This is a genomic window from Sphingomonas bacterium (genome assembly GCF_903643065.1).
Classification (GTDB): domain Bacteria; phylum Pseudomonadota; class Alphaproteobacteria; order Sphingomonadales; family Sphingomonadaceae; genus Sphingomonas.
This window is the reverse complement of the sequence record NZ_CAHJWX010000026.1, coordinates 1-11,089: the sequence shown is the minus strand read 5'-3', so window position 1 is coordinate 11,089 and position 11,089 is coordinate 1. Positions and strand designations below refer to the sequence as shown.

Sequence of the window (11,089 nt, the reverse complement as noted above, 5' to 3'; positions counted from 1 at the left end):
TCCAATGCGCTGCTCACCAAGCCCGCGCGGATCGACCGGCTAGACGTGACGATGCGCAAAGGAGAGGTCGAAACCATTACCCCGATGTCCGGCGCAACGGTTCCTGCCGAGCGTCACTAGTGGATGCACGGTGCCTCGACACTACTTCAACATTTCGGATGACGGCCTGACGGTGGATCAAGCCGGCCAGCCCTCGTTCACTTTGTACGCCAGGCAGTTGGGCCGTTGGCAAAGATTCCTAGCCAGACGCTGAGCCAATGACAGTAAACATGAGGACAGAAACTATGTCAGGGAAGCGGCAACTCTTTGAGGACGGGCTACACCTGCTCTATGGAGCGCATCGGCAGGGGGCGGCGCAGGCGGCGCGCAACAATGAGATTACGACGCTGCCGAAGCTGAAACAAATGTTAGGGGCCGGATCGAAGCAGAACATCGTTCAGATGAGGCGATTGGATGAAGTCTTTGACTTGATTGGCGTCAGGCCTGACCCCAAAGACGATCCCGCCATGCAGGGCATCTGCGATATCAATGAATTTGAAACGGCCAAGCACGAAGACGCCGCCGACCGCGACCTACTCAACATCGAGTACGGGCAAGTTGCAGCCCACTTCTACATCGCTAGGTATGGCACGCTGCGTAGCGCCGCACACGCGCTCGGACACGCCGAAGCAGCCAAGCTTCTCGAACGCACGCTCGCCGAGACCCGCGCGATCGATCGCGCCTTCACCCAGCTTTACGATCACCTGCTGACGCGCCCGCCGTCGACCCGCTATCCGGGCGAGGCGGCGCTTGCCACCACGGCGGCCATGCACCCCGGCCTCATAGTGGGGCTGACGCTTGGCGGAGCTTTGGCCGTGATCGCTCTCGTGCAAGCGGGCCAGCCAAAGTGACGCTGGAAGGCTGGTAGTCGGCGCGGCCGAGTGCCGGCCGGGAGCAAGCGACGGGTGATCCATTAGCGAGCTACCGGCGAACAACCACATACCCATCGAGGCGATCACGACCCAGATCACAATGCAGTGCGACATGGCGCGAGCTCGAAAGATCAGCCGGTCGGCACAGGCTGATTGATTAGATGAACAAGCGGCCGCAATCGGGAACTAGAAAACTCGCGGTGAACGTTCGCAAGTGGGTCTAGGCGGTCAGCGCTCGCACAAGGTCCTCCGGCGGCGGTGCTTCCGGCCAGCTTGGCACGCCCGCGGGTATGGCGACCCAGCGCTGGTGATAGGCCGTGAAAATATGCGCGACGCAGTCGAGGTCCTCCGACCGATCGAGGGTTCCGGCGCGCACGACCGAAACTCCCGGCCGCCGCGTGTTCGTGTTGTAGATTCGTGCGTGGCACGTCCCGCAGAAGCGCTGGACCGATGTGCGGTCCTCGGTCGTGATCTCCTGGACGACAACCGGTCCGGCCACGGTGAGCCTGTCTTCCGCCACGAGCGCCTGCAAACTGAATGCACCACCTGTCCACCGCTGACAGACGTGGCAGTGGCACGCATAGACCCGGGGCAGTTCGTCAATCGCGATCTCGTATCTGCACGCGCCGCACCGGCATCCGCCTTTGATCATATCTTCTGCGCCCTCGGTTCGATCTCGTGTACCCGCGTCTACATAGATCCGCGTGGTGCACGGATGGCGCGCCTGAGTGTAATCGAAGTCAGAGCCAACCGTTAAGCCGCGCGATCCGTCCCGCTTCGATCCGGTTGGAAGCGTTAAGCTTGGCGGCGGCCTCGGACAGGTAGTTGCGCACCGTTCCCGGCGACAGCGCGAGCCGCGCCGCGATCTCCTTGTTCGACAACCCATCGTCCGCCAAGCGCAGGGTGTCGCGCTCGCGCTGGGTGAGCGGATCGGCACCGGCGTCCCAGGCAGCCGCAGCGAGGTCGGCAGACACCACAGTCCCGCCACGCGCGACTTCGCGGATCGCGGCGGCGAGCTGCTCGACCGGGCTGTCCTTGAGGAGGTAGCCCCGCACCCCAGCTGCACGTGCGCGCGCCAGATAGCCCGGCCGCGCGAAGGTAGTGACGATCACCGTCCGCGTCGTCGCTCCCTCGTCCGAGAGCAGGCGAGCGGCGTCGATGCCCGTCATCTCCGGCATCTCGATGTCGGTGAGCAGAATGTCCGGCGTGAGCGCGCGGACGCACTCGACCGCTGCGGCGCCGTTGGCGGCGCGTCCGATCACCTGCATGTCGGGTTCCAGATCGAGCAGTGCGGCAATCGCGCCCAGCACCAGCGCCTGATCTTCCGCGACGACGATGCGGATCATGTCGGTACCGCCGCGACGAGCCGGGTACCGGGCGCGTCGGGCTGGATGCTGAGCGAGCCGCCTGCTGCCGTCAGCCGCTGGCGCATTCCCGCCAGCCCAAGTCCCTCGCGGAAACTGCGGCCGACGCCGTCATCGGCGACAACCAACTGGGCCAATCGTCCGTCCAGCGCGAGCTCGATCGCACAGGCGCCGGCTTCGGCATGGCGGATCACGTTGGTCACCGCCTCGCGCAGCGTCATCGCCAGCACCGCGCCGGCATCGGCGGGGATGGCAGCCGCGCTCCCCACCAGACTCGTGCTGATTCCCGCTGCGGCGAGTGCCTCTCGGGAGGCGGTAATCTCGTGCGCCAACGTGCTTCCGGCCTCCCCGGCGAGCGCCGCGCGCACTTCTGCGAGCCCGGCGCGCGTTATCTCGGCGACCGCACGCATCTCGGCTTCCGCACGAGCCGGATCGAGCGCGGTCAGCTTCGCGGCCAGATCGGCCTTGAGGGCGGCGAGCGTCAGCGTGCGGCCGACCACGTCGTGCAGATCGCGGGTGATCCGCTCGCGCTCGGCGGTCCCGGCCAGACGGCGAACCTCCTCCTGGCTGGCGAGCAGGGCCTGCGTGCGTGCGTAGAAGGCCGTGCGCGAAATCGTCGCGCCGCCGGTGGCGATCACCAGCATCACGCCCGTCACCCACCAGAACAGGGGCTGATGCCAGCCAAACCCGGTCAGAATCGTCGCTAACGCGATCAGCACAATCGCCACCGCCGCGCGACGCGGTGGCTGCGCACGCCCCGCCTCCGATGCGGCGTAGATCGGGAACACCGTCCAGCCACCGCCGACCGGCGCCAGCGCGACGCCGACGAGCATCATAACGGCGGCGGTGGTGAACAGGCGCGGGCCCGTCATGCGGTGACTGGCGAAGTAGACCGGCAGAAACACCGCCAGCCCCGCAGCCGAGGCCGCCAGCTGCCAGCCAGCGGGCCGGACCCACAGCCAGGGCACGGCATAGAAGGCGAGGTAGATCAGCCACGGCCACGGCCCGTCCCACCAGCGCTCCGCCTTCGTCCGCATGACGGTGTCGTCGCGCCTTGCGGCCGGTTCCGTCAAGCCGGACTCCGCCGCCAGCCGGTCCACGCCCAGATCGCTGCTAGAGCCGTCATCCCCGCGACGACCGAGCCATGCGTCCAGGCACTCCCAATTACCGGCATTCCGACGATCCCGAGCGCGAGCTGGCCGAGATGGTAGGACGGCATCGCCTCGCCGATCGCGCGCATCCAGCCGGGCAGCATCGCCGACGGGATCCAGAGACCGCCGAGCACCGCCGAGCCGAGGAACAGCGCATTGGCCGCCGCCACCGCTCCCTTGCCGCTCATCCGCATGCCGAGGCCGAAGCCGATCAACGCGAAAGGGACGGTCGACGCGAGGTGCAGAATAGTGAGCAATAGCCATTGCCTTGGCGACAGCGAAGCGCCCGCGACAATAGCCAACAGGTAGATCAGCGTCAGCGCAGCCGCCGTTGCCGCGACGGCCGCCGTGAGCTTGGCCGCGACATAGGCGCCGGCGGGCAGCGGCGAGACGCGCTTGAGCTCGATCAGCCCCTGCTCGCGCTCCATCGCCACGCCCGCGCCGAAGCCGAACAGCGCCGGGCCGACCGCCGCGAACACGCCATAGCCGGCCAGCGTCGCCACGGCCGCTGCCGGGGACCGGTTCTGCGCGATGGCGAGCGTGAACAGGCCGTAGAAAGCGGCAGGGGTGAGCACCGTAGGCACGAGGAATTGCGGCAGCCGCCAGGAGCGCTTCAGCTCGGCCGCGCATTCACGGCGCCAGATCCCGACGGGCAGGGCGAGGTCGGTCATGCGGCGATCCTTTCGTCGCGGGTGAGCAGGCTCGAAATGGCGTCCTCCAGTGCGGCTTCGTGGACGCGAAGATCGGTGAGCAGGGGATCGGCATCGAGCAGGCGGCGGACGGCCGCGGCCGCGTCTGTCGTGAGGAGGCGGAGCTCGGCGCCGTCGGCCGTTGCGTTCCGCACGCCGGGGAAGGCGGCGGCGTGCGCTGCCGTGAGAGGGGTGCGGCAGCGGATCACCGCACCCCCTGCACGTGCACGGATCGCGGCGGGCGTATCGTCCGCGACGATGCGTCCGGCGTCCATCACCACCACGCGGTCAGCAAGCGCATCGGCTTCGGCGAGGTCGTGCGTGGTCATCAGCACCGCCGCTCCGTCCGCCGCTGCATCGCGCACCGTCGCCCACAGCGCGCGCGCCGAGGCGCGGTCCATCGCCGCGGTCGGCTCGTCGAGGACGAGGAGATCGGGCCGCCCACAGATCGCGAGCGCATATTGCACCCGCCGCGCCTGCCCGCCGGAGAGGGTGCCGCAACGGCGCTGCGTGAGGTCACTCAGCCCGGCGAGTGCCAGCGTCTCTCCCACCGGGCGCGGATCGCGGTAATAGCCTGATTGCAGCGTCACCATCTCTCCGACTGTCATCACGTCGGGGAGACCCGCCGCTTGGAGCATGACGCCGAGCCGGCTGCGTGCCGCCGGCCGGTCTGGACTGAGCCCATACAGCCGCACCTCGCCGGCATCGGGCTGGAGCCGCCCGACTAGCAGGCCGGCGGTGGTCGACTTGCCCGCGCCGTTCGGGCCGAGCAGGGCTGTCACCTCACCAGCGCGGATCGAGAGATCTAGCCCAGCCAGTACCGGCTTGCCGCGCAGTCGCTTCGACACTCGCGTCAGCGACGCTGCGGCCGCCAAATCCTGATCCATTCGCCCGCTCCCTGTTCCCGGTTAGCGAACCATGCGGTTGAACGACTCGGAACGGCAGTGGCGAGCGTCATGTTATCGGCATGACAGATGTCAGGTGCCGACGATGGCTGGTCCCGCGCATGCTGAACGAATGCTAGACTCCGGGGAGCCGCGGACTGGCTCTGAATGTCGCCTTATGGGTCACCCCGCCGACTGCTCAATACGAGGGCGCTTTCCGCTTTGCATCCAGCGTCACAATGCCGGCGGCAAGGATGTCGTCGGTTGGAGAGACGGGGACATCGGGTTCGAGAAGCGATCGCGCACGATCATGCACGTCATAGACCGGCTCTGCTGAATATTGCAGCTGGATGCCTGTGCGGTCGAGGTGCAGGGGAAACACGCCTGCGCCGAGGCGCATCATCGGCGTGCCGACGATCGTGGCACGCCCGATGCCCCGCATGCCCATCGGGAAACCCTCCGCCATGCTGGCGCTCCACCGCGTCGTGAGCACCGCGACGGGCGCCGTGTAGGTGAAGGGGCCGCGTGGATCGACGACCTCGGTCCACGGATCGCTCAGATGGTCGCCGTCGCGTCGGCGCATCCGGGCGTAGGGTGTCCGCTCCGCGATGAAGCGACCCATGATCGGTCGCGCGACTGCGGTGTCACCGCCGCCGTTCTGCCTCACGTCGATGACCAGCCCCGGCGTGTCCCTGAACCGGAGCAGGGCGGCGTCGAACGCTTCGACCACCGCCTGGTCAGCGAAGCTGCGTATTACGACGTAACCATAGCCGCCCGGCAGCAGCCGGCTCTCTACGTCGGGGAGCTTGGCGGTGATCCGCTGCGCCAAGGTTCGTTGCGACCAGCCGGCTGACAGTCGAGCGGCTCTCAGCTCGTCGAGCAATATCTGAACTCAATCGGGGTCACATTCTGCATATCTTTGATCGAGGCGACGGTCGTCAACCTACCCGGTGTGCCTGTGTTGCTCTCCAGTATTTTAGCAATCGAGCGAAGGAGTTGAACACGCACATTGCGGACAATGTGATCCATGCAGGTCGGTCCGCAGCAAGCCGGCTCCTCAGCGCCACCTGTGCGCGTGCCTTAGGGACGCCATTAGCTTCACCTGCGCGGAATGCGGTCGGTTGGTGATGGCTGACCGGCTGCTCCCGTGCGACTCCTGGTGGACAGCGGAACGGCAGCTTTCGCACCAGCAAAAAGCCGCTAGCCTTTCGACCAGCGGCTTCCGCTAGGGTCGGGACTCATTGATGTGAGGGTCGCGATCTGATTCAGGCTCTGCGAGGAGTCTGCGGATGAGCGACCTGTATTGGCTGACGGACGAGCAGATGGTGCGGCTTCAGCCGTACTTTCCCAAGAGCCACGGTAAGCCGCGCGTTGATGATCGGCGGGTGCTGAGCGGGATTGTTTTCGTCAACCGCAACGGGCTGCGCTGGCGCGATGCGCCCAGCGACTATGGCCCGCACAAGACGCTGTACAACCGGTGGAAGCGCTGGGGAGAGAAGGGCATCTTTCTTCAGATGATGGAAGGGTTGGCTGCCGCAAGCGCCGACCCGAAGACCGTTATGATCGACGCGACCTACCTCAAGGCGCACCGCACGGCATCGAGCCTGCGGGTTAAAAAGGGGGTCTCGGGCGGCTGATCGGTCGCACCAAGGGCGGCATGAACACCAAGCTGCACGCCGTCAGCGATGCCAACGGCCGTCCCTTGAGCTTCTTCATGACCGCCGGGCAGGTCAGCGACTACACCGGCGCAGCGGCACTGCTCGGCGACCTGCCCAAGGCGCAGTGGCTGCTCGGCGCCCGCGGCTATGATGCCGACTGGTTCAGGGACGCGCTCCATGCCAAAGGCATCCAGCCCTGCATTCCAGGCAGGCGATCCCGCAACGAGCCCGTCAGGTACGACAAGCGCCGATACCGACGCCGCAGCCGCATCGAGATCATGTTCGGGCGCCTCAAGGATTGGCGCCGCGTTGCTACTCGCTACGACCGCTGCCCCACCGTCTTCTTCTCCGCCGTCGCTCTCGCCGCCACCGTCATCTTCTGGCTATGACCAATGAGTCCTGACCCTAGCCACGTGCCTGTGCAGACAACCGGGTCACCTCTCCACAGCTCAAACCGATGGATCCTGACCCCGACGCGCTGCTCGCGCGGTTGGTTCATCCCAAACAGGGATATGAGGTGAGGGCGCAGCGATTAGCGTCTTGTTAATGTTGCGCGCGCGTGTCAGTAATCTTTTGAAGTAGAGGAAAATAGAGGGAGGTGTTATGAGTTCCATATTGAAACTTGCATTTGTTACCATTGCGCTCGGCACTGCAGCGCCGTCGATGGCGGCTCAAATCACGTTCGAAGGCCTGAACGGCTTTGGTGAGACTGAAATACCCGACGGCTACTCGGGATTGAACTGGGACAATCTCTATTCGCTTACCGCATCGAATTTTGCGAGTTCCGGCTATCCGGCCAGTGTCGTTTCCGGCTCTAACATCGCTTTTAACGGGTTCGGCGCACCTGCCAGTTTTTCGTCCGCGACACCTTTCACCTTGAACAGCGGATATTTCACGGCTGCATTCAACGACGGACTGACCGTGAATGTAAGCGGCTTCATCGGCGCGGCTCTGACTTATTCTAAGGTTTTTCAGGTGAACACGTCGGGACCGTCTCTCGAGACGTTTGGCTGGGCCGGACTGACCAACGTTGTGTTGACCAGCGTGGGCGGTACGCCGCGCGCTGGCTTTGGGGGAAGCGGTACTAATTTCGCACTGGACGATCTTATGATCAACGCTCCAGTTTCGACCGGTGCCGTTCCCGAGCCTATCACTTGGACAATGATGATGATCGGGTTTGGCGCCGTTGGCTTCGCCATGCGTCGTCAGCGCAACGTGACGACGACTGTTCGCTTCGTCTGAAATAGTACGTCATCTAATACTAGCCAGAGAGCCGCTGTTCTCGATAGAGGATGGCGCCTCCTTGCGTTATACATTAGTTGCGCATGAGCGCTCGAGCTTGGCAGGTTATCCGGTAATCCTGCAGCGCGGAGCCGACGTGATCGAGGCGCAGCAACTCAACGGGATCGCGGCGCCGGGACCGACGGCTGACCACCTCGCCGTTACGATTGCCTGCGGAGAGCGCTGAACTGAATGACGTCATGTTTGCCGCTAAGTCGTTCGCACCCAACGCCGGCCTGATTGACCAGGGTCAGGACCCATTGATGTGAAGGTCGCGATCTGATTCAGGCTTCGTGAGGAGACTGGGCATGAGCGACCTGTATTGGCTGACGGACGAGCAGATGGTTCGGCTTCAGCCGTACTTTCCCAAGAGCCACGGTAAGCCGCGCGTTGATGATCGGCGGGTGCTGAGCGGGATTGTTTTCGTCAACCGCAACGGGCTGCGCTGGCGCGATGCGCCCAGCGACTATGGCCCGCACAAGACGCTGCACAACCGGTGGAAGCGCTGGGGAGAGAAGGGCATCTTTCTTCAGAAGAGGTGGTTCGGGGGAAACTGCACAGCGGGGATGAGTGGAGCCGGTCTGACAGCGGCCATGCTGGCTGCGAGCAGGAGGCAAGATGAGCAAGCGACCGCGCCGGAACCACAGCCCGGTTTTCAAGGCCAAGGTGGCACTGGCCGCCGTGAAGGGCGAGAAGACGCTGGCCGAGCTGGCGCAGCAGTATGACGTGCATCCCAACCTCATTAACCAGTGGCGGGCGCGACTTTCGGAGGGTGCGGCGGACGTGTTCGGGTCGGAGCCGCCCCCCGCAGAGCCGGCGATCGACGTAACGGTGCTGCACGCGAAGATCGGCGAGCTGACGCTGGCGAACGATTCTTGGCCGGTGCGCTCGGAAGGCCGGTCTGTTGCCGAGCGCAAAGCGATGATCGACCGGGGCCATGCGCTGCCGCTGTTCGCCCAGGCGCAGCAGCTCGGCATAGCCGCGGCAGCATCCGCTATCTGCCGCGGCCGGTGTCGGACAGCGATCTGGCGATCATGCGTCGGATCGACGAACTGCATCTGCTCTACCCGTTCGCCGTTAGCGTCCGCGCTCGTGGTGAATTTCTTGTGTAGATGACGGTGTATGCTGGGGTGGGGCCGAGGCCTCACCCCGGCGTCGGCGTCTCGGTGGCCACCGGGCTCATCGGTTAAGGTGGAAGGGTCGAGCTTCACCAACACCCGAGGAGTTTTTTCCCGATGACTGACGACAGACTACCGCTAGCCGAGCTGATGGCGAAGACCGGAGACGGCGATTTCCTGCGCAGCGTCGCCGAGAGCGTGTTGCAGATCATCATGGAGGCCGACGTCGACGGCCTCATCGGTGCCGGCCGCCACGAACGATCCGGCGAGCGCAGCACGTGGCGCAACGGGTACCGCGACCGCAGCCTGGACACCCGGCTCGGCACGCTCAACCTGAAGATCCCCAAGCTCAGGACCGGGGCGTATTTCCAGGCTTCCTGGAGCCCAGAAAGACGGTGGAGAAGGCGCTGGTCAGCGTCATCCAAGAGGCCTGGATCGCCGGCGTCAGCACGCGGCGTGTCGCCGATCTGGTCCAAGCGATGGGGATGAGCAGCATCTCCAAGTCGTCGGTCTGCAAGCTGTGCAAGGACATCGATGAGCGCGTGAACGCGTTCCTGAAGCGCCCGCTGGCGGGCGAGTGGCCATATCTCAGGCTGGACGCTACCTATCTCAAGGTCCGCGAGGGCGGCCGCATCGTCAGCGTCGCCGCCATAATCGCCGTTGCCGTCACCATCGAGGGCAAGCGCGAGATCGTCGGGCTCCACATCGGCCCAAGCGAGGCCGAGCCGTTCTGGTCGACCTTCCTGCGCGATCTCGTCCGGCGCGGGCTCAAGGGCGTGAAGCTGGTCATCAGCGACGCGCACGAAGGCCTGAAGGTCGCCATCACCCGCGTCGTCGGTGCCACCTGGCAGCGCTGCCGCGTCCACTTCATGCGCAACGCGCTGGCGCACGTGTCCAAGGGCCAGAACACCATGGTCGCCGCCGCGATCCGACAGGTCTTCCTCCCACCGGATCATGCCGCCGCCACCCAGACCTGGCGTCACGTCGCCGACCAACTCCGCGCCCGCTGGCCCAAGCTCGGCGCCTGCATGGACAACGCCGAGCACGACGTGCTCGCCTACATGACCTTCCCCGAGCAGCACCGCGTGAAGCTGCACAGCACCAACCCGCTCGAACGGCTTAACAAGGAGGTGAAGCGGCGCGCCGACGTCGTCGGCATCTTCCCCAACGAGGACAGCATCACCCGCCTCATCGGCGCCGTGCTCCTCGACAGAATGACGAGTACCAGCTCCAGAACCGCTACATGCAGATCGAGGGCATGGCCGCCCTCGCCACACCACAGATCTACGAGGTGCCCCCGCTACAACTTACACCCAAGGCCGCCTGATCGATGCGGCCCGGTGCCACACCAGAAATTACACCACCTTGACGGACACCACCTGTTCGCCGGTAGCCGGATGCTGCGTGATCTGCTCCGGCAGGAGGGCGTGAGCGTCGGTCGGCTGCATGTCGCGACGCTGATGAAGCGGATGCGCATCGAGGCAATCTATCGCCGGCCGAACACGTCGAAGCCGGCACCGGGGCACAAGATCTATCCCTACCTGCTGCGCAAGCTGGCGGTGACGAGGCCCAACCAGGTCTGGGCGACGGACATCACCTACGTCCCCATGGCGTGCGGCTTCGTCCACCTCGTCGCCATCGTCGACTGGTTCACCCGGCGCGTGCTGGCGTGGCGGGTGTCGATCTCGCTCGATGCCGAGTTCTGCATCGAGGCGGTGGAGGAAGCGCTGGCCCGCTACGGCAAACCGGCGATCTTCAACAGCGACCAGGGGTCGCAGTTTACGAGCACGGCGTTCACCGCCGTCCTTCACCGCGAGAAGATCGCCATCAGGCATGGACGGGAAAGGCTGCTGGCGCGACATTGTGTTCGTGGAGCGCCTCTGGCGCTCGGTGAAATACGAGGAGGTGTACCTCCACGCCTACGCCTCGGTCCCCGGAGCTCGCGCCGGCATCGACCTGTTGATTTCTGCTGAGAGCTGACCCGGGGTTTCCGTTGAGGGGTGACCCGGTCGTGCGGGACTATGCCACGCTTG

General features: G+C 65.2%; 10 protein-coding genes and 4 pseudogenes. 8 read left to right on the top strand and 6 right to left on the bottom strand.

The window, feature by feature from the left end:
• The first annotated feature begins 284 nt into the window (after window positions 1-284).
• Complete coding sequence (locus HUU95_RS02035; protein WP_174278565.1) at window positions 285-890, top strand: DUF892 family protein; 606 nt, start codon at window positions 285-287, stop codon at window positions 888-890.
• A gap of 241 nt (window positions 891-1,131) precedes the next feature.
• Here the strand turns inward: HUU95_RS02035 and HUU95_RS02030 are convergent, their stop codons facing one another.
• The 6 genes from HUU95_RS02030 to HUU95_RS02005 form a co-directional block, all read right to left on the bottom strand.
• Complete coding sequence (locus HUU95_RS02030; RefSeq protein ID WP_174278564.1) at window positions 1,132-1,563, bottom strand: GFA family protein; 432 nt, start codon at window positions 1,561-1,563, stop codon at window positions 1,132-1,134.
• 88 nt (window positions 1,564-1,651) lie between these two features.
• Window positions 1,652-2,257, bottom strand: coding sequence for a response regulator transcription factor (locus HUU95_RS02025; protein WP_174278563.1), 606 nt, complete (start codon window positions 2,255-2,257; stop codon window positions 1,652-1,654).
• Complete coding sequence (locus HUU95_RS02020; protein WP_254602563.1) at window positions 2,254-3,375, bottom strand: sensor histidine kinase; 1,122 nt, start codon at window positions 3,373-3,375, stop codon at window positions 2,254-2,256. The genes HUU95_RS02025 and HUU95_RS02020 overlap by 4 nt, the downstream gene beginning before the upstream one ends.
• On the bottom strand, window positions 3,345-4,097 hold the full coding sequence (locus HUU95_RS02015; RefSeq protein ID WP_174278562.1) for an ABC transporter permease: 753 nt from the start codon (window positions 4,095-4,097) through the stop codon (window positions 3,345-3,347). The genes HUU95_RS02020 and HUU95_RS02015 overlap by 31 nt, the downstream gene beginning before the upstream one ends.
• Complete coding sequence (locus HUU95_RS02010) at window positions 4,094-5,002, bottom strand: ABC transporter ATP-binding protein (protein WP_174278561.1); 909 nt, start codon at window positions 5,000-5,002, stop codon at window positions 4,094-4,096. Before HUU95_RS02010 ends, HUU95_RS02015 begins: the two co-directional genes overlap by 4 nt.
• 196 nt (window positions 5,003-5,198) lie before the next feature.
• A complete protein-coding gene (locus HUU95_RS02005; RefSeq protein ID WP_254602562.1) occupies window positions 5,199-5,828 on the bottom strand; it encodes a S41 family peptidase in 630 nt (209 codons plus the stop codon).
• Between the two features lie 460 nt (window positions 5,829-6,288).
• On the opposite strand from HUU95_RS02005, the gene HUU95_RS02000 reads away from it, so the two are divergent.
• The 7 genes and pseudogenes from HUU95_RS02000 to HUU95_RS01975 all read left to right on the top strand — a co-directional run.
• A protein-coding gene (locus HUU95_RS02000; RefSeq protein WP_174278560.1) for an IS5 family transposase occupies window positions 6,289-7,046 on the top strand; the annotation gives its coding sequence in 2 pieces (ribosomal slippage) (window positions 6,289-6,613 and window positions 6,613-7,046; 759 coding nt in all).
• A gap of 226 nt (window positions 7,047-7,272) precedes the next feature.
• The gene (locus HUU95_RS14415) at window positions 7,273-7,899 is read left to right on the top strand and encodes a PEPxxWA-CTERM sorting domain-containing protein (RefSeq protein WP_254602561.1); all 627 of its coding nucleotides are present in this window, start codon (window positions 7,273-7,275) and stop codon (window positions 7,897-7,899) included.
• Between the two features lie 97 nt (window positions 7,900-7,996).
• Window positions 7,997-8,125 (top strand): hypothetical protein, encoded by a 129-nt coding sequence (locus HUU95_RS14675; RefSeq protein ID WP_302480084.1) that lies wholly within the window; start codon window positions 7,997-7,999, stop codon window positions 8,123-8,125.
• Window positions 8,126-8,246: 121 nt separating this feature from the next.
• Window positions 8,247-8,465 (top strand): annotated as a pseudogene (locus HUU95_RS01990) (transposase); the annotation flags it as partial.
• Between the two features lie 91 nt (window positions 8,466-8,556).
• Window positions 8,557-9,035: pseudogene (locus tag HUU95_RS01985) on the top strand (transposase); the annotation flags it as partial.
• 138 nt (window positions 9,036-9,173) lie between these two features.
• Window positions 9,174-10,207: pseudogene (locus HUU95_RS01980) on the top strand (IS256 family transposase); the annotation flags it as partial.
• Between the two features lie 222 nt (window positions 10,208-10,429).
• A pseudogene (locus HUU95_RS01975) lies at window positions 10,430-11,009 on the top strand (IS3 family transposase); the annotation flags it as partial.
• Window positions 11,010-11,089 lie beyond the last annotated feature (80 nt).

Excerpts from the sequence above, each read along its gene's own strand:
- HUU95_RS02025 (WP_174278563.1), bottom strand. The coding sequence starts at position 2,257 with ATGATCCGCATCGTCGTCGCGGAAGATCAGGCGCTGGTGCTGGGCGCG.
- HUU95_RS02035 (WP_174278565.1), top strand. The coding sequence starts at position 285 with ATGTCAGGGAAGCGGCAACTCTTTGAGGACGGGCTACACCTGCTCTAT.
- HUU95_RS02015 (WP_174278562.1), bottom strand. The coding sequence starts at position 4,097 with ATGACCGACCTCGCCCTGCCCGTCGGGATCTGGCGCCGTGAATGCGCG.
- HUU95_RS02030 (WP_174278564.1), bottom strand. The coding sequence starts at position 1,563 with ATGATCAAAGGCGGATGCCGGTGCGGCGCGTGCAGATACGAGATCGCG.
- HUU95_RS02010 (WP_174278561.1), bottom strand. The coding sequence starts at position 5,002 with ATGGATCAGGATTTGGCGGCCGCAGCGTCGCTGACGCGAGTGTCGAAG.